A 26448-nucleotide genomic window follows, 5' to 3' on the forward strand; every position below is an offset into this window, starting at 1 on the left:
TTCTGAGTAAACGCGGCGCCTATGGGTTTCTCGCGAGCAAGCTCGCTCCTACAAAACCTTAAGCCACCTCGATTGGTGGCTGTTTCAAGTTCTCACGCAATTGCCAAAACTCCCGCTTGCGTCGTTTCGCCGCGCTCACTAACGTAGCGCCTTTACTGACGCTACCCCCCCGCAGGAGCTTTGCCATGGCCTCGCCAGCCCTCTTACATTTTCTTCCCCGGTTCGGCGTTGCCGCGGCAGTGGTCAGTGCCTTGGGCCTGGCCGGTTGCCAGCTCCAGAACACCCAGGACACCCTGCCGCCCGTTGCTGGCGTGCAGCCAATCAAGGGCCTGGCACAGAATGTGTCGGTGCGCCGCAATGCCCAAGGCATGCCGCTGATCGAAAGCAACACCTTCCACGACGCACTGTTCAGCCTCGGTTACGTGCACGCCAGCGACCGCATCACCCAGATGGTCACCCTGCGCCTGCTGGCCCAGGGCCGCCTGGCGGAAATGTCGGGGCCGCAAGTGCTGGACGTCGACCGTTTCATGCGGGCGGTCAACCTCAAGAAAAGCGCTGGCGAGTTGTATAGCGCCTCATCGCCGCGCCTCAAACGCTTCTTTGAAGTGTATGCCCGAGGCGTCAACGCCTACCTGTTCCGTTATCGCGACAAGTTGCCGACGGACCTGGCCCAGAGCGGCTACAAGCCCGAGTACTGGAAGCCGGAAGATTCGGCGCTGCTGTTCTGCCTGCTCAATTTCAGCCAGTCGAGCAACTTGCAGGAGGAGCTTTCGTCCCTGGTGCTGGCGCAGAAGGTCGGCGTCGATAAACTGGCCTGGCTCACCCCAAGCGCACCGGACGAACCCGTCCCGCTGGCCGAAGCCGACAAGCTCAAAGGCGTCAACCTGAACCAGATCACCGGCCTCGCCGGGCTGGAGACGGTGGGCCAGCAATTGCGCGACCTCAATGCCCTGGGCGTCACCACCTCAAGCAACTGGGCCATTGGCCCACAACGCAGCCGCAGCGGCAAAAGCCTGTTGGCCAACGATATCGCCGCGCAGCCACAAGCACCGTCGCCGTGGAACTACGTGCAGATTCGTGCGCCCAAATACCAGGCCGTCGGTGCTTCGATTGCCGGCCTGCCGACCCTGCTGGCGGGTTTCAACGGCAAAGTGGCGTGGAGCATGAGCGCGGTCAAGGGCGACACCCAGGACCTGTTCCTGGAGAAGGTCAAACGCCAGGGCAGTGCGCTGTACTACGAGAACAACGGCAAATGGCTGCCGGCCGGCGTGCGCAACGAAACCTTCTTCATCAAGGGCCAGCGCTCGATTCGCGAAGTGGTGTACGAAACCCGCCACGGCGCTCTGCTCAACAGCAGCCAGGCGCTCACCAGCGGTCTTGGCCTGGCCTTGCAAACCGCCGACTTCAAGGACGACAAGAGCCTGGATGCGTTCTTCGACCTGTCCCGCGCACAAAACGCCGGCAAGGCCTCGGATGCTACCCGCGAGATTCGCGCCATCGCCCTGAACATGATCTTCGCCGACGCCAGCAACATCGGCTGGCAGGTCACCGGCCGTTTCCCCAACCGCCGCGAAGGCGAAGGCCTGTTGCCATCGCCGGGCTGGGACACGCGCTTTGACTGGGACGGCTACGCCGACGCGATGCTGCACCCGTACGATCAGGACCCGGCCCAAGGCTGGATCGGCACCGCCAACCAGCGTACCGCTCCGCGTGGCTACGGCATGCAACTGTCCAACGCCTGGGATGCACCGGAGCGCAGCGAGCGCCTGGCGCAACTGGCCAACGCCGGCAAGCATGACAGCCGCAGCCTGATCGCCATGCAATACGACCAGACCACCCTCTTCGCCGCCAAGCTCAAGAACATGTTCCAGGCACCCGGCATGGCCCAGCCGCTCAAGCAGGCCATCGAGGCCCTGCCGACAGCGGAACGTGCCAAGGCCCGCGAAGCACTGGAGCGCCTGATGACCTTCGATGGTCGGCTGGCAACCACCTCGGCTGACGCGGCAATCTACGAACTGTTCCTGCAGGAAAGCGCCCGGCAGATCTTCCTCGACAAACTCGGCCCGGAAAACAGCGCCAGTTGGAAAGCCTTCGTCAGCAACGCCAGCCTGTCCTACTCGGCCATCGCCGACCACCTGCTGGGCCGTGAAGACAGCCCATTCTGGGATGACACGCGTACACCGCAAATAGAAGACAAACCCGCGATCCTGGCTCGCACCCTGGCCGCCGCCATCACCACTGGCGACAGCCAATTGGGCGCCGACCACAAGGCCTGGCAGTGGGGCAAACTGCACAGCACCACATGGAAAAACACCAGCGGCCAGGTCCTCCGCGGCCCCTTTGCCAGCGGTGGCGACCACAACACCTTGAACCCGGCGCCGTATAGCTGGGGCCAGGATTTCAACGCGACCCAGGTGTCGGCGCTGCGCATGATCATCGACTTCGGCCAAGTGGAACCGATGATGGGCCAGGGCGGCATCGGCCAATCCGGCAACCCGGCCAGCCCCAACTATGTCAATGGCATCGACCCGTCGCTGAAGGCGCAATACCTGAGCTTTCCGATGCAGCCGCAGAACTTTGAAAAGGTGTATGGCAAGACAAGGTTGACCCTGACGCCTGGTAAGTAACCGGGCTTCCCTGACGAAACTGGATAACGCTGTGGGAGCTGGCTTGCCTCAATACCAGTCAGTTAAGGGCTTTTTGTAGGAGCGAGCTTGCTCGCGAAAAACTCACAGGCGCCGCTTTCATTCAGCAAGCACGCGTTATCGTTGACGATTTTCGCGAGCAAGCTCGCTCCTACAGTCGGCGATGACCGCTTGACTGACTGGCATTGTGGCTTGCCTGCGATAGCAGCCGACGGTAACCACGATGCGAAGCGAGCCGCTCTTGATCTTGCTCTTGATCTGCTTTTGATCTTGATCTTAGGCGCCCCGTCAAACCACGCTGGCCGGAATTCGACAGTGATTTGGGGGGTAAACCGGCAGGGATGCCGGTTTAGCCGCCCCGCGCCATGGATGGCGCGTGGCGGCGGCCCCCCAAATCACTGGCGAATTACGGGCACACCGAGTCCAAGCGAGGTGCCGAGTGGTGGGGCAAGAGCCTTTTTGGTTACTTTTGGGGCTCTTTTCCAAAAGTGACCCGCTGTAAAAGCGGAACCCTAAGTGGCCGTTACCGCAGAAATGGATATGTACACAGATAACAGCTTCGGCTGTCAGGCCGCCATCGCAGGCAAGCCAGCTCCCACAGTTGGATCGTCGGGTGTCAGGTAGATAGGTGTCGGCTTTCAGACCGTCATCGCAGGCAAGCCAACTCCCACATTTGTACTACCTGCATTCAGATAGAACTTCTGCACCCAGCCCCGCCTCATAACTAACAAGCCCACCGCCCCGGCAACCCCATGGACCTTGTCATCGCCCGCCCCGAAGGCCTCTACTGCCCTGCCGGTGATTTTTATATCGACCCCTGGCGTCCAGTGGAACGTGCGGTCATCACCCACGCCCACGGCGACCACGCCCGCACCGGCAATCAACACTACCTGGCCGCCGCCCCCGGCGAAGGTATCCTGCGCTGGCGCCTGGGCCAGGACATCAACCTGCAAACCCTGGCCTACGGTGAACGGTTGGTGCATCACGGCGTGACTTTGAGTTTCCATCCCGCCGGGCATGTACTGGGCTCGGCCCAGGTACGCCTGGAATACCAGGGCGAGGTCTGGGTGGCGTCCGGCGACTACAAGGTCGAACCCGATGGTACCTGCGCGCCCTTCGAACCGGTGCGTTGCCACACCTTTATCACCGAATCCACCTTCGGCCTGCCGATTTACCGCTGGCAGCCCCAGGCGCAGATTTTTGCCGGGATCAATGACTGGTGGCAGGCCAATATCGCCAGCGGCAAAGCCAGCGTGTTGTTCTGCTACTCCTTCGGCAAGGCCCAACGCATCCTCCATGGGCTGGACGCCAGCATCGGCCCGATCCTCAGCCACGGCGCGGTCGAACCGTTGAACCGGGTGTACCGCGAAGCGGGCATCTACATCCCCGAGACGCTGTATGCCGGCGACTTCAAAAAGACCGACCCACTGCTGCGCCAAGCCCTGATCATCGCCCCGCCCTCCGCTGGAGGCAGTACCTGGATGCGCCGCTTTGGCGACTACAGCGACGCCTTCGCCAGCGGCTGGATGCGCCTGCGCGGTACCAGACGGCGGCGCGGCGTGGACCGTGGCTTCGTGCTCTCGGACCACGCCGACTGGCCGGGCCTGTTATGGGCCATCGAACAAACCGGGGCACAACGGGTGATGGTCACCCATGGCTCGGTCGGTGTGTTGGTACGCCACCTGCGGGAAAAGGGCTTGGATGCCCAAGGCTTCAGCACCGAATACGGCGATGACGAAGAAGAGGCCACGGCATGAAAGCCTTCGCTGAGCTGTACGCCAACCTCGACGCCACCACTTCCAGCAATGCCAAGCTCGCCGCCCTGCAAGCCTACTTTCTGCAGGCGCCGCCAGCAGATGCCGCTTGGGCCGTTTACTTTCTTAGCGGCGGGAGGCCACGACAGCTGGTGCCGACGCGCCTGCTACGGGACATGGCCACCGAAGCGGCAGGTATCGAACCCTGGCTGTTCGAAGAGAGCTACCAGTCCGTAGGTGACTTGGCCGAGACCATCTCACTGCTCCTGCCAGAATCCACCTACACATCCGAAGACGGCCTGGCCGTGTGGCTGGAAGAAAAATTGCTGCCCCTGCGCGGTCTGCCACCCTTGGACCTTGCAGACCGGCTGCCGGCGCTGTGGGCGCAACTGGACCAACCGAGCCTGATGGTGTGCATCAAATTGATCACCGGCAGCTTCCGGGTCGGGGTATCCAAACTGCTGGTGACCCGCGCCCTCGCCGCCATGGCCGATCTCGACAGCAAACGCGTGGCGCAGCGGCTAGTGGGCTACACCGATTTGTCGAACCGTCCCACAGCCGAGGGCTATCTCAAGCTGATCGCCGCCGAATCGTCCGACGAACACGCGCAACGTGGCGGGCAACCCTATCCGTTTTTTCTGGCTCACGGGCTGGCGCAACCGGTGGAGCAATTCGACACGCTGCTCGGTTCACCCGCCGATTGGCAGGTGGAATGGAAGTTTGATGGCATTCGCGCACAACTGGTCAAGCGCGAGGGACGCCTGTGGGTCTGGTCTCGCGGTGAAGAGTTGCTGACTGAACGCTTCCCCGAACTCCATAGCCTGGTCAGTGGCCTGCCCGACGGTACGGTGATCGATGGCGAAATCGTGGTGTGGAAAGACTCGGTGCAACCCTTCGCGCTGCTGCAACAGCGCATTGGCCGCAAGACCCTGAGTAAAAAAGTCCTTGAGGATGCGCCAGTGGCGGTGCTCGCCTACGACTTGCTGGAGTATCAGGGCGACGACTGGCGCAACCACATCCAGGCCGAACGTCGCCCCCAATTGGAACAGGTGATCGCTACGTGCAACCAACCGGTGTTATTGCCTTCGCCCTTGCTGGAAGGCAAAACCTGGGCAGCCTTGGCCGAGCAGCGCGAAGCCTCTCGCAGCCTGGGCGTGGAAGGCATGATGCTCAAGGATCGCAACGGCCTCTACGGCGTGGGCCGCACCAAAGACATGGGCCTGTGGTGGAAGTGGAAGGTCGACCCCTTCAGCGTCGACGCCGTGTTGATCTACGCCCAGCGCGGCCATGGCCGGCGCGCCAGCCTCTACAGCGACTACACCTTCGCGGTATGGGACGGCCCACCGGGAAGCGAGCGCACCCTGGTGCCGTTCGCCAAGGCGTATTCCGGGCTTACCGACGAGGAAATGCGCAAGGTCGACGCCATTGTGCGCAAAACCACGGTGGAGAAGTTCGGCCCGGTCAGCAGCGTGACGCCCAGCATGGTGTTTGAGTTGGGTTTTGAAGGGATTGCCCTGTCCAAGCGGCACAAGAGCGGGATTGCGGTGCGGTTTCCGCGGATGCTGCGCTGGCGCCAGGACAAGGCGGTGGATGAAGCGGACAACCTGGCCACGCTACAAGACTTGCTGACTTGACATAGCCCGCTCCCACATGCCTGGTCTACCTTTGACCCGAAATAGTGCGCTCATTTGCTGACGCCCATTTTTGGGCGCCGCCTACACTTGGAACTGCCTTATCCCACCGTTTAAAAAGCCCATCCGGAACTATGGTGCAGAAATTGCTACTTGTGATGGGTCTGACACCGTTCAGTAACAGTCCTAATCGCGCCACAAGCGCTTATCTTGGTTTTCAGGGATTACCTAATGAAAAAAGCATTGCTGACCCTTTCTGCACTGGCTCTGTGCATGGCTGCTGGTGTTGCTACGGCCAAGGAATACAAGGAATTGCGTTTTGGTGTCGACCCTTCCTACGCACCGTTCGAATCCAAGGCCGCCGACGGCAGCCTGGTGGGCTTCGATATCGACCTGGGCAATGCGATCTGCGCGGAGCTGAAGGTCAAGTGCAAGTGGGTCGAAAGTGACTTCGACGGTATGATCCCGGGCCTGAAAGCCAATAAATTCGATGGCGTGATTTCGTCGATGACCGTGACCCCCGTGCGCGAGAAGGCGATCGACTTCTCCTCCGAGCTGTTCTCCGGCCCGACTTCGCTGGTGTTCAAGAAAGGGGCTGGCTATTCGACGCCAGAATCTCTCAAGGGCAAATCCGTGGGTTACGAGCAAGGCACCATCCAGGAAGCCTACGCCAAGGCCGTACTGGATAAAGCCGGGGTGACCACCAAGGCTTACGCCAACCAGGACCAGGTGTACGCCGACCTGACCTCCGGGCGCCTCGACGCTTCCGTGCAGGACATGCTCCAAGCCGAATTGGGCTTTCTCAAGTCGCCAGCCGGTGCTGGCTATGAAGTGAGCGCCGCTATCGACGACCCGCTGCTGCCATCGAAAACCGCTATCGGTATCAAAAAAGGTAACACTGAACTCAAGGCGCTTTTGGATAAAGGTATCAAAGCGTTACACGATGATGGCACCTACGCCACTATCCAGAAGAAACACTTTGGCGATCTGAACCTGTACAGCGGCAAATAATGCCTGGGGCGCCCTACTTCGGGTGGGGCGCTTTTTTATCGCCATAGGTCCTGATTTATGTTCGAAGATCTGTTGCAAACCCTCGGGCTGAGCGCATTCAGCTTGAAGGGTTTCGGCCCGCTGTTGCTGCAAGGCACCTGGATGACCATCAAGTTGTCGGTGCTGTCCCTGGCCGTCAGCGTATTGCTGGGCCTGCTCGGCGCCAGCGCCAAACTGTCCAGCCTGGCCATTGTGCGTATCCCCGCCCAGCTCTATACCACTCTGATTCGCGGTGTGCCGGACCTGGTGCTGATGCTGTTGATTTTCTACAGCCTGCAAACCTGGCTCAGTGGCTTTACCGACTTTATGGAATGGGAATACATCGAGATCGACCCGTTCAGCGCCGGGGTGATCACCCTGGGCTTTATCTACGGTGCGTATTTCACCGAAACCTTTCGCGGTGCGATCCTCGCCGTGCCCCGCGGCCAACTCGAAGCCGCCACCGCTTACGGGCTCAAGCGCGGGCAGCGGTTTCGCTACGTGACCTTCCCGCAGATGATGCGCTTTGCGCTGCCGGGCATCGGCAATAACTGGATGGTGATGCTCAAGGCCACCGCACTGGTGTCGATCATCGGCCTCGCAGACTTGGTAAAAGCCGCCCAGGACGCTGGCAAGAGCACCTATCAACTGTTTTATTTCCTGGTGCTGGCGGCGCTGATCTACCTGTTGATCACCAGCGCCTCCAACTTTGTCTTGCGCCGACTTGAACGTCGCTACTCCGCAGGCGCCCGGGAGGCAGTGCGATGATTGAGCTATTGCAGGAATACTGGCGCCCTTTTCTTTACAGCGACGGCCAGCACATCACCGGCCTGGCCATGACCTTGTGGCTGCTCAGCGCCTCATTGGTCATCGGTTTTCTGGTGTCGATTCCACTGTCCATCGCCCGCGTTTCGCGCAAGCGCATGGTGCGTTGGCCCGTGCAGTTCTACACCTACCTGTTTCGTGGCACTCCGCTCTATATCCAATTGCTGATCTGCTACACCGGCATCTACAGCCTTGCCGCCGTACGAGCACAACCGGTGCTGGATGCGTTCTTTCGCGACGCGATGAACTGCACCCTGCTCGCCTTCGCCCTCAACACTTGCGCCTACACCACGGAGATTTTCGCCGGGGCAATCCGCAGCATGGCCCACGGCGAAGTCGAGGCGGCCAAGGCTTACGGCCTCAGTGGCTGGAAGCTGTACGCCTACGTGATCATGCCTTCCGCGTTGCGACGCTCGTTGCCCTACTACAGCAACGAAGTGATCCTGATGCTGCATTCGACCACCGTGGCCTTTACCGCGACGATCCCGGACATCCTCAAAGTGGCGCGGGATGCCAACTCTGCCACCTTCATGACCTTCCAGTCATTTGGCATTGCCGCACTGATCTACCTGACGGTGACCTTTGCCCTGGTCGGCCTGTTTCGCCTGGCGGAACGTCGTTGGCTGGCCTTTCTCGGGCCGAGTCACTAAGGAGCTTGCATGCACCATCAGCTACATGACCTGATCGCACCGGTGCCCGGCACGGCGCGGCAGATCCACAGTTTTCACTTCGGCCCGCAGCAGCCCGAAGGCAAGGTGTACATCCAGTCCTCCCTGCATGCCGATGAATTGCCAGGCATGCTGGTGGCCTGGCATTTAAAGGCGCGCCTGGCAGAACTTGAAGCGACCGGGCGCTTGCGCAGCGAAATCGTGCTGGTGCCCGTCGCCAACCCGGTGGGCCTGGAACAGGTATTGATGGATATCCCCTTGGGCCGCTACGAACTGGAAAGCGGGCAGAACTTCAATCGCCTGTTCGTCGACCTCAGCGAAGACGTGGGTAACCAGGTCGAAGACCTGCTGGGCGATGATCCCCAGCGCAATGCCCAATTGATCCGCAGCGCACTGTCCCGCGCCCTGGCCGCGCACACCGCCCAGACCCAGTTGCACTCCCAACGCCTGGTGCTGCAACGCCTGGCCTGTGATGCCGACGTGGTGCTGGACCTGCATTGCGACTTCGAAGCCGTGGCGCACCTGTACACCACGCCCGAAGCCTGGCCACAGGTAGAACCGTTGGCGCGCTACCTGGGCTCGGAGGCCAACTTGTTGGCCACCGATTCCGGTGGGCAGTCTTTTGACGAGTGTTTCACCCTGGTGTGGTGGCAGTTGCAGCAACGCTTCGGCGAACGCTACCCGATCCCCATGGGCAGCTTGTCGGTGACCGTCGAGCTGCGTGGCCAGGGCGATGTCAACCACGGCCTCGCCGCGCTGGACTGCCAGGCCATCATTGATTATTTGATCCACTTCGGCGCCATTCGCGGCAATGCAGCCCCCTTGCCTGCCCTGGCCTACCCGGCTACGCCGTTGGCGGCGGTGGAGCCAGTGACCACTGCAGTGGGTGGCTTGCTCGTGTTCAGCGCCCTGCCGGGGGAATACCTGGAGGCGGGGCAATTGGTCGCTGAAATCATCGATCCCATTACAGACCGCGTGACGCCTGTGCACTGCCAGCACGCCGGGCTGCTTTACGCCCGTTCGCTACGCCGCATGGCCACGGCCGGCATGGTGATCTGCCATGTCGCCGGCACACAGGCCTACCGCAGCGGTTATCTACTTTCGCCTTGAGGATGCATGCCACATGTACAAACTGACCGTTGAAGGCCTGCACAAAAGCTATGGCGACAATCAAGTGCTCAAAGGTGTGTCGCTCAAGGCCAAGACCGGTGATGTGATCAGCCTGATCGGCGCCAGTGGCTCAGGCAAGAGTACCTTCCTGCGCTGTATCAACTTTTTGGAAACCCCCAACGATGGCGCCATGACCCTGGACGGCCAGGCGATCCGCATGGTCAGCGACCGCCATGGCATGCGCGTGGCCGACGACGCCGAGTTGCAACGCTTGCGCACACGGCTGGCGATGGTGTTCCAGCACTTCAACTTGTGGAGCCACATGAGCGTGCTGGAAAACATCACCATGGCCCCGCGCCGCGTGCTGGGTTGCAGTAAAAAGGACGCCGAAGACCGTGCCCGCCGCTACCTGGACAAAGTCGGGCTGCCGGCGCGCGTGGCTGATCAATACCCGGCGTTCCTCTCCGGCGGCCAGCAGCAGCGTGTCGCCATCGCCCGCGCCCTGGCCATGGAGCCGGAGGTGATGCTGTTCGATGAACCCACGTCGGCGCTGGACCCGGAGTTGGTGGGCGAAGTTTTGAAGGTGATCCAGGGCCTGGCCGAGGAAGGCCGCACCATGATTATGGTGACCCACGAGATGAGCTTTGCGCGCAAGGTTTCAAGCCAGGTGCTGTTCCTGCACCAGGGCCTGGTGGAGGAGCAGGGCTTGCCGGAGGATGTGCTGGGCAATCCGAAAAGCGAGCGCCTGCAACAATTTTTGAGCGGCAACTTGAAGTAGGCGCGAGCTTGCTGTGGCGAGGGAGCTTGCTCCCGCTGGGGCGCGAAGCGGCCCCCGCTCTTTGCTCAAAAAGACTGGGACTGCTACGCAGTCCAGCGGGAGCATGCTCCCTCGCCACAGGGCAGCGCTTCTGCTTGACTGAATGGCATTAGGCAGTTGAACGTCGGCGCTGCCTACGGGGTCTTTGAACTAACCCCTCCAGAGCGTCCGCTGCCGCATGGCAAAAACCCACGATTTCGCCAAGCAATGGTTTGCCACCCAAGGCTGGAAGCCATTCGCCTTTCAGAAAGAGGTATGGGCCGCGGTCAAGGCCGGCCAGTCGGGGTTACTGCATGCCAGCACCGGGGCGGGTAAAACCTATGCCTTGTGGTTTGCCGCACTCAACCGTTTCGCCATTACCCGCCCGCCCGCCACAGGCAAACGCAAACCACCTGCCGAGCCGCTGACCGTCCTATGGATCACGCCGATGCGCGCCCTGGCCGCCGACTCCGCACGATCCCTGCAAGCACCGCTGGAGGCCTTGCAGATTCCCTGGAGCGTGGGCCTGCGGACCGGTGACACCAGCAGCAGCGAACGCGCGCGCCAGACCCGTCGCCAACCCACCGCTCTGGTCACCACTCCGGAAAGCCTGACCCTGATGCTGGCCCGTGCCGACAGTGAAACCAGCCTCGCGCACCTGCGCATGGTCATCGTGGATGAATGGCACGAACTGATCGGCAATAAGCGCGGCGTGCAGTTGCAACTGGCACTGGCACGCTTGCGGCGCTGGCATCCTGAGTTGATGGTGTGGGGTATTTCCGCGACGCTGGGTAATCAGGCCCACGCTTTGGAGGTACTGGTTCCACAGGGCGGCGGCATGAATGTACAGGGGCAAACGGCCAAGGCACTGAAAGTCGACACCTTGCTGCCGCCCGTCACCGAGCGCTTTCCCTGGGCCGGGCATATCGGCTTGAAGATGTTGCCGCAAGTGGTCGCCGAGGTAGAGGCCAGCAGCAGTTGCCTGGTATTTACCAACACCCGGGCCCAATCGGAAATCTGGTATCAGGCGATTCTCGACGCCCGACCGGACTGGGCCGGATTAATTGCACTGCACCACGGCTCGCTATCGCGGGAGACCCGGGACTGGGTGGAGCGAGCGTTGAAAGACGGGCAACTCAAGGCGGTGGTGTGCACGTCCAGCCTGGACCTGGGCGTGGACTTCCTGCCGGTGGAACGGGTGCTGCAAATAGGCTCCGCCAAGGGTGTCGCGCGGCTGATGCAACGCGCCGGACGTTCCGGCCACGCGCCAGGGCGGCCCTCACGGGTAACGTTGGTGCCAACCCACAGCCTGGAGCTGGTGGAAGCCGCAGCCGCCCAGGATGCGATCGCCCAACGGCGCATCGAAGCGCGGGAATCACCTTACAAGCCGCTGGATGTGCTGGTACAACACCTGGTCAGCATGGCCTTGGGCGGCGGGTTTACTCCGGCGGCACTGTTGGACGAAGTGCGCGGCGCCTGGGCCTATCGCGACCTCACCGAAGCGGATTGGGCCTGGGCCCTGGGGTTTGTGCGCCATGGTGGCCTGTCACTCACCGCTTATCCGGATTACCGCCGGGTGGAGCCCGATGAGCACGGCATCTGGCGTGTTCCGGATGCCCGCCTGGCACGCCGCCACCGCATGAGCGTCGGCACCATCGTCAGTGATGCCAGTATCCAGCTCAAGTTCTGGAGCAAGGGCGGCGGCGGCAAGAACCTGGGCAGTGTCGAGGAAGGGTTTATTGCAAGGCTCAAGCCGGGGGATGGGTTTCTGTTCGCCGGGCGCTTGCTGGAACTGGTGCGTGTGGAAAACATGACCGCCTATGTGCGCCGCAGCAACGCGAAAAAAGCCGCCGTGCCACGCTGGAATGGCGGGCGCATGCCCCTTTCCAACGAACTGGCCCAGGCGGTGGTCGAGCGTTTTGATACCGCCGCGCATGGGCACTTCGACGGCCCAGAGATGAAGGCGGTGCAACCGTTGCTGCACACCCAATTGCGCTGGTCCGGGCTGCCGACCCGCGAGCATTTGCTGGCTGAAACCCTGCGGTCGCGGGAGGGCTGGCACTTGTTTTTGTATCCGTTCGCTGGCCGCCAAGTACACCTGGGCTTGGCCAGTTTGCTGGCGTGGCGGGTCAGCCAGCAGCAGCCGCTGACCTTTTCGATTGCGGTGAATGATTATGGCCTGGAGCTGTTGAGCGCCACCGAGGTGCAGTGGCCCCAATTGTTGAATACTCGGTTGCTGAGCCCCCAAGGCCTGCTGGCTGACGTAATTGCCAGCCTCAATGCCGGGGAACTGGCCCTGCGCCGCTTTCGCGAGATTGCGCGAATCGCCGGGCTGGTATTTGCCGGCTATCCCGGCGCGCCAAAAAGTACGCGACAAGTGCAGGCTTCCAGTGGTTTGTTCTTTGAAGTGTTCAAGCAATATGACCCACAAAATCTGCTGCTGGCCCAGGCCGGGGAAGAAGTGCTGCGGGACGAGCTAGATATTCGCCGACTGGAACAGACGCTGAATCATCTGTCGACATTGAAGCTAGACCTGCACAGGATCCAGCGGCCCACGCCCCTGGCCTTTCCGCTGCTGGTAGAACGGATGCGCGAAAGCATGAGCTCGGAAAAACTCTCGGAGCGCATCGCGCGGATGGTCAAGGACCTGGAAAAAGTCGCCGATAAAGGGCAAGGCTGATGCATTACCCACTGACGGTTGAAGGCGAAGAACTCTGGCTATTGCCGGACAAGGCCGTGTATTGGCCCGCACGCCGATGCCTGCTGATTGCCGATGCGCATTTTGGCAAGGCTTCGGCCTATCGCAGCCTGGGACAACCGGTGCCACAGGGCACGACTACGGCCAACCTGGAACGCCTGGACAGGCTCGTATCGGCCCTACCGTGCGCGCAGTTGATCTTTCTCGGTGATTTCCTCCACGGTCCCGGCTCTCACGCCAGCGGCACCCTGAACGCAATCAGGGCCTGGCGTGAGCGCAATCGCACATTGGCCTTGACCTTGATTCGCGGCAATCACGACAAAAGCGCCGGCGACCCACCGTTGGATCTGGGCATCGAGGTGATCCCCGAGCCCCTGCTGATGGGCCCTTTCGCCTTGCAACATGAGCCAGACGCCCACGCCAGCCATCATGTACTGGCGGGGCATGTACATCCGGTGTACCACCTGCGCGGCAAAGGGCGCCAGCGGCTACGCCTGCCATGCTTCCAGATCGGCACTCAGGTTAGCCTGCTGCCGGCCTTCGGCGCGTTTACAGGGGGTTATGCCGTGGAGCAGGCCCAGGACCAGCGAATCTTTGTGATTGGCGATCATCAGGTCTGGCCGATTCAATGAATCGACACAGGCCTGCTCAGGTATCAGGCAACGGGTGCGGGTGGCGGCTCGTCCGGTAAGGTCGGCTCACCCGGCTCGGTAGGCTGCGGGTAATCAGGTTCGGGTTGACCTGGGATGCCCCCCGCGTGCGCGGGGTTGGCCATCAAGGACCAGGCCAGAACACCAATCTGGTTGGGTTCAAGCCGGGCGAGTTCTGCGCTGATTCGCGGGTCGATCTTCATAGGGTACTCCTCAAGTATGGCCCGGCGCGTTTCACACGCGCCGAAGCAGTACACCTAGATAGAGTCACTTTCTGCAGACAAATTCCCTTTACCCGTAGGCGCTTTCGATCAAGCGCGTGGGAGAGTGACGCCGCGTTGGCCCTGATACTTGCCCGCACGGTCTTTGTAGGACACTTCACAGGCCTCATCGGACTGCAGGAACAGCATCTGTGCCACGCCTTCGTTGGCGTAGATTTTCGCCGGCAAGGTGGTGGTGTTGGAGAATTCCAGGGTGACGTGGCCTTCCCACTCAGGCTCAAGCGGCGTGACATTGACGATAATGCCGCAGCGGGCATAGGTGCTTTTACCCAGGCAGATGGTCAGCACGTCGCGAGGAATACGGAAGAACTCCACGGTGCGCGCCAGGGCGAAGGAGTTGGGCGGGATGATGCACACGTCGCTCTTGACGTCGACGAAGCTCTTTTCGTCGAAGTTCTTAGGATCGACGATCGCCGAATTGATGTTGGTGAACACCTTGAATTCATCGGCGCAACGCACGTCGTAGCCATAGCTGGAAACGCCGTACGAAATCACGCGCTCGTCGCCTTCGCCACGAATCTGGCGTTCGACGAACGGCTCGATCATGCCGTGTTCCTGCGCCATGCGGCGAATCCACTTGTCCGATTTGATGCTCATGGCGGTGTCCTGAATAGCGAGGCGAAAAAAATCTGTGGGCCATCTTACCGGGGCCGGCGTTGGGGTTCAAAGGCCGCACCGGTTTTCTTGATCAATGCACTGCCAGCTATAAGCCGCAGCCAGCGTGGCCGGGGCCCGGGTGCCCGGCGCCAATGACTGTAAATACCACCGCCAGTCACGAAATTAGAGAAACCTTCGGAAATACCATTGGCACGTTCCTGAAAAAGGGTTAAGGTGGCGCCACTGTGCTGCTTGTGTCACTGAGAATCTCTACACGATATGTTGAATTTCGATCCAACCATCTCCAAGAATTTTTCCTGCTCTTTGCACTCAGTCTCGGCCAGGGCTTTTCCTGAGTCGCAGTTAACTTTGTCCAAGGAGATACACCATGTCTAATCGCCAAACTGGTACCGTTAAGTGGTTCAACGATGAAAAAGGCTTCGGCTTCATCACTCCACAATCCGGTGACGACCTGTTCGTTCACTTCAAAGCTATCCAATCCGACGGCTTCAAAAGCCTGAAAGAAGGCCAACAGGTTTCTTTCATCGCTACCCGCGGTCAGAAAGGCATGCAAGCTGAAGAAGTTCAAGTTATCTAACTTGTACTGACTTAGTCGAAAAAACCCCGCCCTTAAAAGCGGGGTTTTTTTATGCCTGAATTTTGGCTGCTCGTTCCCACGCTCCGCGTGGTAATGCTTTTTGTGACGCTCTGCATCACCCCTGCATGCCCACGCAAAGCGTGGAACGATCAGCACACCGATGTAATGACGGACACAAAAAAATGTGGGAGCGCAGCTGTATGTGGGAGCTGGCTTGCCTGCGATGCTATCGACTCGGTGTACTAGCTATACCGAGTTGATGCTATCGCAGGCAAGCCAGCTCCCACACAAGCCGGCTCCCACATTTTTGTCTTGTGTCGTTTATTGGAACAACGACTCACTCGACAAGCCATTCTTCTCCAGGATCTCGCGCAAGCGCTTGAGGCCCTCTACCTGGATCTGCCGCACCCGCTCACGGGTCAGGCCGATCTCCAGGCCTACATCCTCCAGGGTGCTGCTCTCATGGCCGCGCAGGCCGAAGCGGCGAATCACCACTTCACGCTGCTTGTCCGTGAGCTCTGAGAGCCACTGGTCAATACTTTGGGAAAGATCATCGTCTTGCAGCAGCTCGCAAGGGTCTGTCGGACGATCATCGGTCAGGGTGTCCAGCAGGGTCTTATCCGAATCCGGCCCCAGCGAGACATCGACCGAAGAGACACGCTCGTTAAGGCCCAGCATGCGCTTGACCTCCCCTACCGGTTTTTCCAGGAGGTTGGCGATCTCTTCAGGCGAAGGTTCATGATCGAGTTTTTGCGTCAGCTCACGCGCCGCCCGCAGGTAGACGTTGAGCTCCTTGACCACATGGATCGGCAACCGGATCGTGCGGGTCTGATTCATGATCGCCCGTTCGATGGTCTGGCGAATCCACCAGGTGGCATAGGTGGAGAAACGGAAGCCCCGCTCAGGGTCGAACTTCTCCACAGCCCGGATCAAGCCCAGGTTACCCTCCTCGATCAGGTCCAACAGGGAAAGCCCACGATTGACGTAGCGTCGGGCGATCTTCACCACCAGGCGCAGGTTGCTTTCAATCATGCGCTTACGCCCAGCCGGATCGCCCTTCTGCGACAGACGCGCAAAATGGACTTCTTCTTCGGGGGTCAACAGAGGGGAAAAGCCGATTTCATTGAGGTACAGCTGGGTCGCATCGAGCGCCCGGGTGTAATCAACGTACTTGTGCTGCTTCAACGCAGCAGCATTTTTGGATTTGGTGCGAACTGAAGGTGGTGATACCCCTTCATTATCTGACATCGTTTCCAAATCGATGCCGGTCTCCATAAGGAGAACCTCATCGTCGATGTCAAACTCCGGCACTTCTTTACTGAGAGCCATTGTTATAGTCCTTTGGTGAGTTCGACCTCAAGCTCAAGCGACGCCTCTATCCTTGGCAACGCTGGAGCCTGTTCCTTCTACGTGAGGGAACAGGCTGTGCAACACATCAACGACGGGGCAGGAATTGCAGCGGATCTACAGGCTTCCCTTGGCGGCGAATCTCAAAGTGCAGTTTCACCCGGTCTGTGCCCGTTGACCCCATTTCGGCAATCGTCTGTCCGACCTTGACCTGCTGCCCCTCCCGAACCAACAACCTGCGGTTATGACCGTAGGCACTGACGTAGGTATCGCTGTGTTTGATGATGACCAGCTCGCCGTAGCCCCGCAAACCACTCCCGGCGTACACCACTGTCCCATCAGACGCAGCTAAAACAGGCTGTCCCAAATCCCCGGCGATATCAATGCCTTTATTCAAACTACCGTTTGAAGAGAATTTTCCAATCAACACTCCGTTTGAAGGCCATCCCCATCCGGTCGGCGCAGGCCCGGCAGGTGGCAACGGCGCGGGTGCCGGCTTGCTCGCAACCGTAGGCGTGGCGCTGCCTGCAGGTCGAGTGATGATGGTGGTCTTGCTCGAGGACGATGGCGAAGAACCCGACTTTGTCACAACTGCCGTAGGTGCAGAACCTGAGCGACCATCGAAACGAATGGTTTGCCCGGGATGGATCGTATACGGCACAGGAATGTTGTTACGGGCGGCCAACGCCTTGTAGTCCCAGCCATAACGGAAGGCAATCGAGAACAGTGTGTCGCCTTTGCGCACCACGTATTGGCCGGTGGTGACCGTAGGTCTCTGGGGGGTTGCGCTGGCACGGTCAACGACCCGCGCACCGCCGGATGGCGTGCTCGAGCAGGCTGCCAATAAGGAACTCAAGACAAGGCCAAGCACCAGTCGCTGAAAGCTTGTTTTACTCATTCGCTGCGCAGGACCTGTGAGACTCACCCGCCGCTCCCTTTGTGGTGGCTGAACGTTAACGCCTGTATCAGGCTTGAAATATGACGCAAGTATAACTGGGCATTGGCTTTTTACTGGCACCTGACTGAAAGGAAAAATTCATCATGTTTAATCGTGGCTGCCAGGCATGTTGATTCAATGGACCCCGCCGTAAGACACATCCGCGCTTACAGAATTCACTGCCTGCGAATAAATGATCAGGCCAGCGGGCCGTTGAGCAAGGGTACGAACCGCACGGCACCGAGTACATGCCGGGAAAAACCTTCGTCCTCACGGATAATAAGCATCAACTGTTGCACTTCGCCGGAGCCCACCGGGATGACCAGCCGCCCGCCAGGCGCCAATTGATCCAGCAAGGCTTGCGGCACATCGGTGGCCACGGCGGTGACGATGATACCGTTGTAGGGCGCCAGCGCCGGCCAGCCCTCCCAACCATCGCCCCAGCGGAATACCACGTTGCGCAGGTTCAGCTCCACCAGACGCTCTTTGGCCCGGTCCTGTAGCACCTTGATGCGCTCGACCGAAAACACCCGCTCTACCAATTGCGACAGCACGGCCGTCTGGTAGCCGGAGCCGGTACCAATCTCCAGCACCTTGTCCAACGGCCCCGCCGCCAGCAATAGCTCGCTCATACGCGCAACCATATAGGGCTGAGAAATGGTCTGGTTGTGGCCGATGGGCAACGCTGTGTCTTCATAGGCGCGATGCGCCAGCGCCTCATCGACAAACAGGTGCCGCGGCGTGCGCCGGATCACTTCCAGCACCTGCGCGTTGGACAAGCCTTCTTCATACAGACGCTGGATCAACCGCTCCCGGGTGCGCTGGGAGGTCATCCCGATGCCACGGCGCAACAGGTCGTCTTGTTCACGAGCCATCAACGCAGTCCCTCCAGCCAGCCATCAAGGCCACTGAAGGCATCACTGAAGGTGCGATCAAACAGCAGAGGGGTAACGGAGACATAGCCTTGCATCACCGCATGAAAGTCGGTGCCTTCGCCGCCATCTTCGGCGTCGCCGGCGGCGGCGATCCAATACCCTTCCTTGCCGCGAGGGTCGACCACCTTCAAGGGCGCCGCCGCACGGGCGCGATGACCCAGGCGCGTGAGTTGGATACCGCGAATATGGTCGAGGGGCAAGTTGGGGATATTGACGTTGAGCACCGTACGCGGCGGCAGGTCCAAGGAAGCATGGGCCTCCACCAACTTGCGCGCGTAGTAGGCCGCCGTCGCCAGGTTATCCAGTTGCCGCGAAGCAAAGGAAAAGGCAAAGCCGGTGCGGCCCAGGAAGCGCCCTTCAAGGGCGGCCGCCACGGTGCCGGAATACAGCACGTCATCACCCAGGTTGGCACCCAGGTTGATCCCCGAGACCACCAGGTCTGGCTGGTGCTCCAGCAGACTGTTGATCGCCAGGTGCACGCAGTCGGTGGGGGTGCCGTTAACGCTGATAAAGCCATTGGCCAGGACCCGCGGATGCAGCGGACGGTCGAGCGTCAGCGAACTGCTGGCGCCGCTCTTGTCCTGGTCGGGGGCAACCACCACGCACTCGGCGTAATCCTGCAGCGCAGCATGGAGCGCGGCAAGACCGGGTGCGGTGGCACCGTCATCGTTTGATATCAGAATACGCATGGGCTGTCCGTCTGCCCCACCGGCACCAGATCAACAAGCTCGCGCACCAAGACAGTGGCGAAGCATCCGGCCGGCAGGACGAATTCCAATTGCAGAATGTCAGGCCCGGGATAATGCCACGTCAACCCGCCAATGGGCAGTCGCAGAATGCGACGTTCCTGGCTCATTCCCGCCTTCACCAGCCAATCACGTAGGTCTGCTTCGCCAGCGGCGACAGATTGTTCCAGCTCGTACGTAAGACCTTTCGCCGGCGAGTCGCCTTCGCCCCACTGCGGGCCGGTGGGATGCAGGTCCAGGATCGCCAGGCGCGGGTCACTGCATTCAGCTTCCCCGGCCGGAAAAAAACTGCGACTGTCGGTAAACGCCAGCAGATCGCCAACTTGGGCACGCTGCCATGAACCGTCGGCGACGCGAGCCGCCAACACTTGGTTGAACAGGTAACTGCGAGCCGTGGACAGCAAGCGCGAGCGCACGTTGCGCTGCTCGGGCAGGGCCTTGCGGGCAGCCCACTCGCGAGCATCCACCACATTGCCGCCGTTGTGGCCAAAACGCTGGGTGCCGAAATAATTGGGGATGCCGTGCCGGGCAATCAACTGCAGACGTGCGTCGATGGCAGCGGTGTCGCCGGCCAATTGGGTCAGGCGCAAGGTGAAACCATTGGCCGAATGGGCCCCACGCTGCAACTTGCGCTTGTGACGGGCGGTTTTCAGGATCTTGAGGGTGTCGTTTTCTGCGCCGCTCATGTCCGGGTCGGCCTTGCCGGGCAATTGCACGCTGAACCACTGGCGGGTCAGGGCCTGACGATCCTTGAGCCCGGCATAGCTGACGGTGCGCAATGGCACCCCAGCGGCTTTGGCGATACGCCGTGCGGCTTCCTCAGTGTTCAAGCCGCGCTTTTCCACCCACAGCCACAGGTGCTCGCCATCGCCGGTCAGCGGGATGTCCAGCACCTCATCAACCTGGAAGTCTTCGGCCGTGGCCTTCAGTACCGCGCTGCCCAAGGCCTCGCCATAGGCCCGCGGGCCCAGCAGTTGCAGGTCGTTCATGCGCGCAGCAACAAGGCGACGGAGTGCACCGCAATGCCCTCTTCACGACCGGTAAACCCGAGCTTTTCGGTGGTGGTGGCTTTCACGTTGACTTGATCCAATTCAATTTGCAGGTCTGCGGCGATCACTGCGCGCATCGCTTCAATATGGGGGGCCATTTTCGGCGCCTGGGCGACGATGGTGTTATCGACGTTGCCGACCTTCCAGCCCTTGGCATGGATCAGGCCGACCACATGGCGCAGCAACACACGACTGTCCGCCCCCTTGAAGGTGGGGTCGGTGTCCGGAAAGTGCTTGCCGATATCGCCTAATGCAGCCGCGCCGAGCAAGGCATCGCTCAATGCGTGCAGGACCACGTCGCCGTCGGAATGAGCCAGCAACCCATGGTGGTGTGCAATGCGCACGCCGCCCAGGGTGATGAAATCGCCTTCAGCGAAACGGTGCACATCGTAGCCGTGGCCAATACGCATAAAAAAACGCCCCGATTTAATTCAGGGCGTGATTCTACCTACTTTTGCCTCAGATTAACCGAGCAAAGCACGCCCATGATGACGCAAATGGTCTTCAATGAAGCTGGCGATGAAAAAGTAGCTGTGGTCGTAGCCAGGCTGCAGGCGCAGTTCCAGCGGATGGTTGGCTGCCTTGGCCGCCTGCAGCAGGGCTTCGGGCTTGAGCTGAACGGCGAGGAAATCGTCGCGATCGCCCTGGTCCACCAACAGCGGCAGCTTTTCCGAGGCTTCGCTGATCAGCACGCACGCATCCCATTCACGCCACTTAGAGCGCTCTTCACCCAAATAACGGGAAAAGGCTTTCTGACCCCATGGGCAGTCCATCGGGTTGTTGATCGGCGAAAACGCCGACACCGACAGGTAACGTCCAGGGTTGCGCAGCGCGCAGACCAGCGCACCGTGACCGCCCATGGAGTGGCCGCTGATGCCGCGCTTATCCGACGCAGGGAAATGCGCTTCCACCAAGGCCGGTAACTCCTGTACCACGTAGTCATGCATCCGATAGTGCTTGGCCCAGGGTTCCTGGGTGGCATTGAGGTAGAAGCCGGCGCCGAGGCCAAAATCCCAGGCGTTGTCCGGATCGTCCGGCACACCGGGGCCACGGGGGCTGGTGTCCGGTGCAACGATGATCAAGCCCAACTCGGCGGCCATGCGCTGGGCGCCGGCTTTCTGCATGAAGTTCTCATCGGTACAGGTCAGACCGGACAGCCAATACAGCACCGGTAATTTACCGCCCTGCTCTGCTTGCGGCGGCAGATAGACCGCGAAGGTCATGTCGCAACCGAGCACATCCGAATGATGCTTGTAGCGTTTATGCCAGCCGCCGAAGCTCTTCTGGCATGACAGGTTTTCCAGACTCATGGCCGACCTCAGAAGTGAATGACGGTACGAATGCTCTTGCCTTCATGCATCAGGTCAAACGCTTTGTTGATATCTTCCAGGCCCATGGTGTGGGTGATGAAGGTGTCCAGCGGGATTTCACCGGTCTGGGCCATTTCCACGTAGCTTGGCAATTCGGTACGACCGCGCACGCCACCAAACGCCGACCCACGCCAGACGCGCCCGGTGACCAGTTGGAATGGGCGAGTGGCAATTTCCTGGCCAGCACCGGCCACACCGATGATCACCGACTCGCCCCAGCCTTTGTGGCAGCACTCAAGAGCCGCACGCATCAGTTGTACGTTGCCGATGCACTCGAAGGAAAAGTCCACGCCGCCGTCGGTCAAATCCACGATCACATCCTGGATTGGGCGGTCGTAGTCTTTCGGGTTGACGCAGTCGGTAGCACCCAGTTGCTTGGCGATTTCGAACTTGGCTGGGTTGATATCAATGGCGATGATGCGCCCGGCCTTGGCCTTGACTGCACCGATAATCGCCGACAGACCAATGCCGCCCAGACCGAAGACGGCCACGGTGTCGCCCGGTTTGACCTTGGCCGTATTGATCACCGCACCGATACCGGTAGTGACACCGCAACCGAGCAGGCAGACTTTTTCCAACGGCGCTTCTTTAGGAATCTTGGCCACGGAGATTTCCGGCAGCACGGTGTACTCGGAGAACGTCGAGGTGCCCATGTAGTGGAAAATCGGCTGGCCCTTGTAGGAGAAACGCGTGGTGCCATCCGGCATCAAGCCCTTGCCCTGCGTGGCGCGAATGGCCTGGCACAGGTTGGTCTTGCCACTCAGACAGAACTTGCACTTGCCGCATTCCGGGGTGTACAGCGGGATCACGTGATCGCCCACAGCCACCGAAGTTACGCCCTCGCCGATGGCTTCCACCACTGCGCCGCCTTCATGGCCGAGGATCGAAGGGAAGATGCCTTCCGGGTCAGCCCCCGACAAGGTGTAGGCGTCGGTGTGGCACACGCCGGACGCGACCACCCGCAGCAGCACCTCGCCAGCCTTGGGCATGGCGACATCCACTTCAACAATCTCAAGGGGCTTCTTGGCCTCGAAGGCTACGGCGGCACGGGACTTGATCATCCGGGTTTCTCCATCGGGTTAAAAACTGAGACGGTGAGTGTAAATCATCACCTATTGATGAATAATCCGGACTAAAGCAAAACATTATTGCTGTACAGGGACAATCACCATGCTGGAGAACCGCTGGGAAGGCATTGACGAGTTTGTCGCGGTGGCCGAATGCAGCCAGTTCACGGCGGCGGCCGAACGGTTGGGGGTGTCTTCATCCCATGTCAGCCGGCAAGTGGCGCGCCTTGAAGAACGCCTGCAAACCCGATTGCTGTACCGCAGTACGCGCAAGGTGACTTTGACCGAAGCCGGTCAGACCTTCCTGCAGCACTGCCAACGCCTGCAGGACGGTCGCGAGGAAGCGTTGCGGGCGGTGGGCGACCTGACCAGCGAACCCAAGGGCATGTTGCGCATGACCTGCGCCGTTGCCTATGGCGAACGCTTTATCGTGCCGCTGGTGACACGATTCATGGCGCACTATCCGCAACTGCGCGTGGACATCGAGTTGACCAACCGCTCGCTGGACCTGGTGCATGAAGGCCTCGACCTAGCCATCCGCCTGGGACGCCTGCAAGACTCGCGCATGGTTGCCAGCCGCCTGGCACCTCGACGCATGTACCTGTGCGCGTCGCCCTCCTACCTCGAACGGTACGGTCGGCCACACAGTTTGTCGGAGTTGAGCCGGCATAACTGCCTGATTGGCAGCTCGGATATCTGGCAAATGGCCCAGGATGGGCGGGAATTTTCCCAGCGCGTGCAAGGCAATTGGCGCTGCAACAGCGGGCAAGCGGTGCTGGATGCGGCGTTACAAGGCATGGGCTTGTGCCAGTTGCCGGATTACTACGTGCTGGAGCATCTGCACAGCGGGGCGTTGGTGTCGTTGCTGGAGGCTCATCAACCGCCAAATACTGCGGTGTGGGCGTTGTATCCGCAGCAGCGGCATTTGTCGCCGAAGGTGAGGAAGCTGGTGGACTTTTTGAAGGTGGGGTTGGCGCAGAGGCCCGAGTACAAGCATTGAATTGAGGTGGTCTGCACCGGCCTCATCGCGGGCAAACCCGGCTCCCACAGTTGGACGTGTTGTTTGATGTGGCAGCGATCAAATGTGGGAGCTGGCTTGCCTGCGATGAAGCAGACCCGGTCTGACAGGTTACCGCCGGTTAGCCCAGCGCAACTTCAACCACTCCAGGTCTTCCGGCCGAGTCACCTTGATATTGTCCGAACGCCCTTCGATCAGGCGCGGCGCCTGCCCGGACCATTCCATGGCCGACGCTTCATCGGTGATCACCGCATCGGCCACCAGGCTGTCGGCCAAGGCGCGATGCAAGGCGCCCAGGCGGAACATCTGCGGCGTGTAAGCCTGCCAGATCAGGCTGCGATCAACGGTATCCACCACACGGCCATGCTTGTCGACACGCTTGAGGGTGTCGCGCGCCGGCACCGCCAGCAGGCCGCCTACCGGATCGTCAGCCAGTTCCGCCAACAATTTGTCGAGGTCATCACGGCTCAGGTTAGGCCGCGCAGCGTCGTGCACCAACACCCAGTCGTCATCACTGGCACCCAGGGCGTTGAGTTGCAGCAGCGCATTGAGTACCGAGCCGGAACGTTCCGAGCCCCCGTCGGCACGCTGTATACGCGGGTCAGTGGCGCATGCCAAGGTGGGCCAATAAGGATCGTCAATTGCAAGACTGACCACCAGGCCCTTGAGGCGTGGGTGGTCGAGAAAACAGCCGAGGCTGTGTTCGAGAATAGTGCGCCCGCCCAGTTGCAGGTACTGCTTGGGACGGTCTGCGGCCATACGGGCACCGACGCCCGCGGCAGGAATCACGGCCCAGAAGGCCGGTAAATCGTAGCTCATTGGGCCAACTGGTAGAGGGTCTCGCCCTCCTTGACCATGCCCAACTCATGACGAGCCCGCTCTTCAACGGTCTCCGTACCTTTTTTCAGCTCAAGCACTTCAGCGTCCAGGACACGGTTGCGCTCCAGCAGGCGTTCGTTTTCGGCACGCTGGTCGGCAATTTGCTGGGTCAGCTCTTCCACCTGCGCAAAGCTGCCATTACCGACCCATAGGCGGTACTGCAGGCCAGCCAGCAACAAGAGTAAGACGAGGAACAACCAATTGGGACTGCGCATCGAAATCCGGGTATCCAGTGAAAAAAGACAGTCATGCAAACCTTTTGCAGCAACTGATAGCACAAAGCCTGGAAAAACCAGGCTTGCGCTTGTCAGTCAGCAGATTAGCGCCGAAATTCACACTGACGTGAGATTTCTGACGCAATCCGCCGACTTTTTACCATTTACTGCTTAGCCGCGAAACTCGCCGCGACCGTTGTACTTGGCTTTACCTGCCAATTGCTCTTCGATGCGCAGCAATTGGTTGTACTTGGACACGCGATCGGAACGGCACAGGGAACCGGTCTTGATCTGGCCCGCCGAAGTACCCACGGCCAGGTCGGCAATGGTGGAATCTTCGGTTTCGCCGGAGCGATGGGAGATCACGGCGGTGTAGCCCGCGGCCTTGGCCATCTGGATGGCTTCCAGGGTTTCGGTCAGGGTGCCGATCTGGTTGAACTTGATCAGGATCGAGTTGGCGATCTTCTTGTCGATACCTTCTTTCAGGATCTTGGTGTTGGTCACGAACAGGTCGTCACCCACCAGCTGGATTTTTTCGCCGATCTTGTCGGTGAGGATTTTCCAGCCATCCCAGTCGGACTCGTCCAGGCCGTCTTCGATCGAGATGATCGGGTAGCGCTGGGTCAGGCCCTTGAGGTATTCAGCGAAGCCTTCGGAGTTGAACACCTGGCCTTCGCCGGACAGGTTGTACTTGCCGTCTTCATAGAATTCGCTGGCGGCGCAGTCCAGGGCCAGGGTCACGTCGGTGCCCAGCTTGTAGCCAGCGTTGGCCACGGCTTCGGAGATGACTTTCAGTGCATCTTCGTTGGAGGCCAGGTTCGGCGCGAAACCACCTTCGTCACCAACGGCAGTGCTCAGGCCACGAGCCTTCAGTACAGCCTTGAGGTGATGGAAAATCTCGGTACCCATGCGCAGGCCTTCGGAGAAGGACTTGGCGCCAACCGGCTGTACCATGAATTCCTGGATGTCGACGTTGTTATCTGCGTGCTCGCCACCGTTGATGATGTTCATCATCGGCACCGGCATCGAGTAGACGCCCGGGGTGCCATTCAGATTGGCAATGTGTGCGTACAACGGCAGGTCCTGGTCCTGCGCAGCCGCCTTGGCAGCTGCCAGGGACACCGCGAGGATGGCGTTGGCGCCGAGGCTGCCTTTGTTTTCAGTGCCGTCAAGCTTGATCATCGCGTGGTCCAGGGCTTTCTGGTCCAGCGGGTCCTTGCCCAGCAACAGGTCGCGAATCGGACCGTTGATGTTGGCTACAGCCTTGAGTACACCCTTGCCCAGGTAACGGCTCTTGTCGCCATCACGCAGTTCCAGCGCTTCGCGCGAACCGGTGGAAGCACCGGACGGCGCGCAGGCGCTGCCGATGATGCCGTTATCGAGAAGCACGTCGGCTTCGACGGTGGGGTTGCCACGGGAGTCGAGAACTTCACGACCTTTGATGTCGACGATTTTTGCCATTGTTGTAAACACTCCAAAGTTGACGAAAACGACGCAGCTGAAGGAAATCTTTTGACCGACCGCAAGGGTGGAACAACGGGGCAGGCTTGCAGACGACAAGGCTCAGGCCCGGGGGCCTGAGCGTAAAGCGTGGGAAATTCTA

General features: G+C 60.3%; 25 protein-coding genes. 12 read left to right on the top strand and 13 right to left on the bottom strand.

What is annotated here, in order from left to right; all coding sequences use genetic code 11:
- Positions 1 to 185: 185 nt before the first annotated feature.
- The 10 genes from FXO12_RS11195 (at position 186) to pdeM (ending at position 13788) form a co-directional block, all read left to right on the top strand.
- Positions 186 to 2627, top strand: coding sequence for a penicillin acylase family protein (locus FXO12_RS11195; protein WP_057975614.1), 2442 nt, complete (start codon positions 186 to 188; stop codon positions 2625 to 2627).
- 770 nt (positions 2628 to 3397) lie between these two features.
- On the top strand, positions 3398 to 4402 hold the full coding sequence (locus FXO12_RS11200; protein ID WP_054897985.1) for a ligase-associated DNA damage response exonuclease: 1005 nt from the start codon (positions 3398 to 3400) through the stop codon (positions 4400 to 4402).
- Positions 4399 to 6033 carry an ATP-dependent DNA ligase gene (locus tag FXO12_RS11205; protein ID WP_057975612.1) on the top strand — a complete coding sequence of 545 codons (1635 nt, stop codon included), beginning with the start codon at positions 4399 to 4401 and terminating at the stop codon, positions 6031 to 6033. The genes FXO12_RS11200 and FXO12_RS11205 overlap by 4 nt, the downstream gene beginning before the upstream one ends.
- A 228-nt stretch (positions 6034 to 6261) precedes the next feature.
- Positions 6262 to 7041 (top strand): transporter substrate-binding domain-containing protein, encoded by a 780-nt coding sequence (locus FXO12_RS11210; RefSeq protein WP_014717255.1) that lies wholly within the window; start codon positions 6262 to 6264, stop codon positions 7039 to 7041.
- Between the two features lie 57 nt (positions 7042 to 7098).
- Positions 7099 to 7827, top strand: a complete 729-nt coding sequence (locus tag FXO12_RS11215) for an ABC transporter permease (RefSeq protein ID WP_003189227.1) — start codon at positions 7099 to 7101, stop codon at positions 7825 to 7827.
- Positions 7824 to 8534, top strand: coding sequence for an ABC transporter permease (locus tag FXO12_RS11220; RefSeq protein WP_054917884.1), 711 nt, complete (start codon positions 7824 to 7826; stop codon positions 8532 to 8534). Before FXO12_RS11215 ends, FXO12_RS11220 begins: the two co-directional genes overlap by 4 nt.
- A 9-nt stretch (positions 8535 to 8543) precedes the next feature.
- Positions 8544 to 9662, top strand: coding sequence for a succinylglutamate desuccinylase/aspartoacylase family protein (locus FXO12_RS11225; RefSeq protein ID WP_057975611.1), 1119 nt, complete (start codon positions 8544 to 8546; stop codon positions 9660 to 9662).
- A 13-nt stretch (positions 9663 to 9675) separates the two neighbouring features.
- Positions 9676 to 10440, top strand: coding sequence for an ABC transporter ATP-binding protein (locus FXO12_RS11230; RefSeq protein ID WP_034126849.1), 765 nt, complete (start codon positions 9676 to 9678; stop codon positions 10438 to 10440).
- Between the two features lie 217 nt (positions 10441 to 10657).
- Positions 10658 to 13138 (top strand): ligase-associated DNA damage response DEXH box helicase, encoded by a 2481-nt coding sequence (locus FXO12_RS11235; protein ID WP_057975610.1) that lies wholly within the window; start codon positions 10658 to 10660, stop codon positions 13136 to 13138.
- Positions 13138 to 13788, top strand: a complete 651-nt coding sequence (gene pdeM, locus FXO12_RS11240; protein WP_054897989.1) for a ligase-associated DNA damage response endonuclease PdeM — start codon at positions 13138 to 13140, stop codon at positions 13786 to 13788. The genes FXO12_RS11235 and pdeM overlap by 1 nt, the downstream gene beginning before the upstream one ends.
- Before the next feature lie 23 nt (positions 13789 to 13811).
- Here pdeM and FXO12_RS11245 read toward each other — a convergent pair whose 3' ends face one another.
- Positions 13812 to 14009: a hypothetical protein gene (locus tag FXO12_RS11245; RefSeq protein ID WP_005785769.1), complete on the bottom strand. Its 198-nt coding sequence runs from the start codon at positions 14007 to 14009 to the stop codon at positions 13812 to 13814.
- A gap of 108 nt (positions 14010 to 14117) precedes the next feature.
- Positions 14118 to 14684, bottom strand: a complete 567-nt coding sequence (gene dcd, locus FXO12_RS11250) for a dCTP deaminase (RefSeq protein WP_003189215.1) — start codon at positions 14682 to 14684, stop codon at positions 14118 to 14120.
- Between the two features lie 388 nt (positions 14685 to 15072).
- Here dcd and FXO12_RS11255 point away from each other — a divergent pair, with 388 nt between their 5' ends.
- Positions 15073 to 15282, top strand: a complete 210-nt coding sequence (locus FXO12_RS11255) for a cold-shock protein (protein WP_002554837.1) — start codon at positions 15073 to 15075, stop codon at positions 15280 to 15282.
- A 321-nt stretch (positions 15283 to 15603) separates the two neighbouring features.
- Here FXO12_RS11255 and rpoS read toward each other — a convergent pair whose 3' ends face one another.
- The 8 genes from rpoS to FXO12_RS11295 form a co-directional block, all read right to left on the bottom strand.
- Entirely contained in the window at positions 15604 to 16611 is a 1008-nt protein-coding gene (gene rpoS / locus FXO12_RS11260) for an RNA polymerase sigma factor RpoS (protein ID WP_034126846.1), read from the bottom strand.
- Positions 16612 to 16717: 106 nt separating this feature from the next.
- Positions 16718 to 17554, bottom strand: a complete 837-nt coding sequence (locus tag FXO12_RS11265; protein ID WP_057975609.1) for a peptidoglycan DD-metalloendopeptidase family protein — start codon at positions 17552 to 17554, stop codon at positions 16718 to 16720.
- A gap of 209 nt (positions 17555 to 17763) precedes the next feature.
- Positions 17764 to 18399 (bottom strand): protein-L-isoaspartate(D-aspartate) O-methyltransferase, encoded by a 636-nt coding sequence (locus tag FXO12_RS11270; protein WP_169850588.1) that lies wholly within the window; start codon positions 18397 to 18399, stop codon positions 17764 to 17766.
- A gap of 41 nt (positions 18400 to 18440) precedes the next feature.
- On the bottom strand, positions 18441 to 19190 hold the full coding sequence (surE, locus tag FXO12_RS11275; RefSeq protein ID WP_003189210.1) for a 5'/3'-nucleotidase SurE: 750 nt from the start codon (positions 19188 to 19190) through the stop codon (positions 18441 to 18443).
- A complete protein-coding gene (truD, locus tag FXO12_RS11280) occupies positions 19178 to 20236 on the bottom strand; it encodes a tRNA pseudouridine(13) synthase TruD (RefSeq protein WP_034126844.1) in 1059 nt (352 codons plus the stop codon). The genes surE and truD overlap by 13 nt, the downstream gene beginning before the upstream one ends.
- Positions 20233 to 20706, bottom strand: coding sequence for a 2-C-methyl-D-erythritol 2,4-cyclodiphosphate synthase (gene ispF, locus FXO12_RS11285; RefSeq protein ID WP_034126843.1), 474 nt, complete (start codon positions 20704 to 20706; stop codon positions 20233 to 20235). The genes truD and ispF overlap by 4 nt, the downstream gene beginning before the upstream one ends.
- 54 nt (positions 20707 to 20760) lie before the next feature.
- Positions 20761 to 21606 (bottom strand): S-formylglutathione hydrolase, encoded by an 846-nt coding sequence (gene fghA / locus FXO12_RS11290; protein WP_054897990.1) that lies wholly within the window; start codon positions 21604 to 21606, stop codon positions 20761 to 20763.
- Between the two features lie 8 nt (positions 21607 to 21614).
- Complete coding sequence (locus FXO12_RS11295) at positions 21615 to 22727, bottom strand: S-(hydroxymethyl)glutathione dehydrogenase/class III alcohol dehydrogenase (protein WP_057975608.1); 1113 nt, start codon at positions 22725 to 22727, stop codon at positions 21615 to 21617.
- A 109-nt stretch (positions 22728 to 22836) separates the two neighbouring features.
- On the opposite strand from FXO12_RS11295, the gene FXO12_RS11300 reads away from it, so the two are divergent.
- Complete coding sequence (locus FXO12_RS11300) at positions 22837 to 23733, top strand: LysR substrate-binding domain-containing protein (RefSeq protein WP_019817856.1); 897 nt, start codon at positions 22837 to 22839, stop codon at positions 23731 to 23733.
- A 129-nt stretch (positions 23734 to 23862) separates the two neighbouring features.
- Here FXO12_RS11300 and ispD read toward each other — a convergent pair whose 3' ends face one another.
- From ispD to eno, 3 genes are all read right to left on the bottom strand, one after another.
- Entirely contained in the window at positions 23863 to 24570 is a 708-nt protein-coding gene (gene ispD, locus FXO12_RS11305; protein WP_057975607.1) for a 2-C-methyl-D-erythritol 4-phosphate cytidylyltransferase, read from the bottom strand.
- On the bottom strand, positions 24567 to 24845 hold the full coding sequence (ftsB, locus tag FXO12_RS11310) for a cell division protein FtsB (protein ID WP_003189195.1): 279 nt from the start codon (positions 24843 to 24845) through the stop codon (positions 24567 to 24569). Before ftsB ends, ispD begins: the two co-directional genes overlap by 4 nt.
- Positions 24846 to 25016: 171 nt before the next feature.
- Positions 25017 to 26306 (bottom strand): phosphopyruvate hydratase, encoded by a 1290-nt coding sequence (eno, locus tag FXO12_RS11315; protein WP_003189193.1) that lies wholly within the window; start codon positions 26304 to 26306, stop codon positions 25017 to 25019.
- Positions 26307 to 26448: the final 142 nt, after the last annotated feature.

The sequence above is a fragment of the Pseudomonas sp. J380 genome, from assembly GCF_009827115.1.
Lineage (GTDB): Bacteria > Pseudomonadota > Gammaproteobacteria > Pseudomonadales > Pseudomonadaceae > Aquipseudomonas > Aquipseudomonas paracarnis.

Excerpts from the sequence above, each read along its gene's own strand:
- FXO12_RS11205 (WP_057975612.1), top strand. The coding sequence starts at position 4,399 with ATGAAAGCCTTCGCTGAGCTGTACGCCAACCTCGACGCCACCACTTCC.
- FXO12_RS11215 (WP_003189227.1), top strand. The coding sequence starts at position 7,099 with ATGTTCGAAGATCTGTTGCAAACCCTCGGGCTGAGCGCATTCAGCTTG.
- ftsB (WP_003189195.1), bottom strand. The coding sequence starts at position 24,845 with ATGCGCAGTCCCAATTGGTTGTTCCTCGTCTTACTCTTGTTGCTGGCT.
- pdeM (WP_054897989.1), top strand. The coding sequence starts at position 13,138 with ATGCATTACCCACTGACGGTTGAAGGCGAAGAACTCTGGCTATTGCCG.
- FXO12_RS11255 (WP_002554837.1), top strand. The coding sequence starts at position 15,073 with ATGTCTAATCGCCAAACTGGTACCGTTAAGTGGTTCAACGATGAAAAA.
- rpoS (WP_034126846.1), bottom strand. The coding sequence starts at position 16,611 with ATGGCTCTCAGTAAAGAAGTGCCGGAGTTTGACATCGACGATGAGGTT.
- FXO12_RS11200 (WP_054897985.1), top strand. The coding sequence starts at position 3,398 with ATGGACCTTGTCATCGCCCGCCCCGAAGGCCTCTACTGCCCTGCCGGT.
- FXO12_RS11225 (WP_057975611.1), top strand. The coding sequence starts at position 8,544 with ATGCACCATCAGCTACATGACCTGATCGCACCGGTGCCCGGCACGGCG.
- FXO12_RS11245 (WP_005785769.1), bottom strand. The coding sequence starts at position 14,009 with ATGAAGATCGACCCGCGAATCAGCGCAGAACTCGCCCGGCTTGAACCC.
- eno (WP_003189193.1), bottom strand. The coding sequence starts at position 26,306 with ATGGCAAAAATCGTCGACATCAAAGGTCGTGAAGTTCTCGACTCCCGT.
- truD (WP_034126844.1), bottom strand. The coding sequence starts at position 20,236 with ATGAACGACCTGCAACTGCTGGGCCCGCGGGCCTATGGCGAGGCCTTG.
- surE (WP_003189210.1), bottom strand. The coding sequence starts at position 19,190 with ATGCGTATTCTGATATCAAACGATGACGGTGCCACCGCACCCGGTCTT.
- FXO12_RS11210 (WP_014717255.1), top strand. The coding sequence starts at position 6,262 with ATGAAAAAAGCATTGCTGACCCTTTCTGCACTGGCTCTGTGCATGGCT.
- FXO12_RS11220 (WP_054917884.1), top strand. The coding sequence starts at position 7,824 with ATGATTGAGCTATTGCAGGAATACTGGCGCCCTTTTCTTTACAGCGAC.
- FXO12_RS11230 (WP_034126849.1), top strand. The coding sequence starts at position 9,676 with ATGTACAAACTGACCGTTGAAGGCCTGCACAAAAGCTATGGCGACAAT.
- FXO12_RS11195 (WP_057975614.1), top strand. The coding sequence starts at position 186 with ATGGCCTCGCCAGCCCTCTTACATTTTCTTCCCCGGTTCGGCGTTGCC.
- FXO12_RS11270 (WP_169850588.1), bottom strand. The coding sequence starts at position 18,399 with ATGACCTCCCAGCGCACCCGGGAGCGGTTGATCCAGCGTCTGTATGAA.
- fghA (WP_054897990.1), bottom strand. The coding sequence starts at position 21,606 with ATGAGTCTGGAAAACCTGTCATGCCAGAAGAGCTTCGGCGGCTGGCAT.
- FXO12_RS11300 (WP_019817856.1), top strand. The coding sequence starts at position 22,837 with ATGCTGGAGAACCGCTGGGAAGGCATTGACGAGTTTGTCGCGGTGGCC.
- ispD (WP_057975607.1), bottom strand. The coding sequence starts at position 24,570 with ATGAGCTACGATTTACCGGCCTTCTGGGCCGTGATTCCTGCCGCGGGC.
- FXO12_RS11235 (WP_057975610.1), top strand. The coding sequence starts at position 10,658 with ATGGCAAAAACCCACGATTTCGCCAAGCAATGGTTTGCCACCCAAGGC.
- dcd (WP_003189215.1), bottom strand. The coding sequence starts at position 14,684 with ATGAGCATCAAATCGGACAAGTGGATTCGCCGCATGGCGCAGGAACAC.
- FXO12_RS11295 (WP_057975608.1), bottom strand. The coding sequence starts at position 22,727 with ATGATCAAGTCCCGTGCCGCCGTAGCCTTCGAGGCCAAGAAGCCCCTT.
- ispF (WP_034126843.1), bottom strand. The coding sequence starts at position 20,706 with ATGCGTATTGGCCACGGCTACGATGTGCACCGTTTCGCTGAAGGCGAT.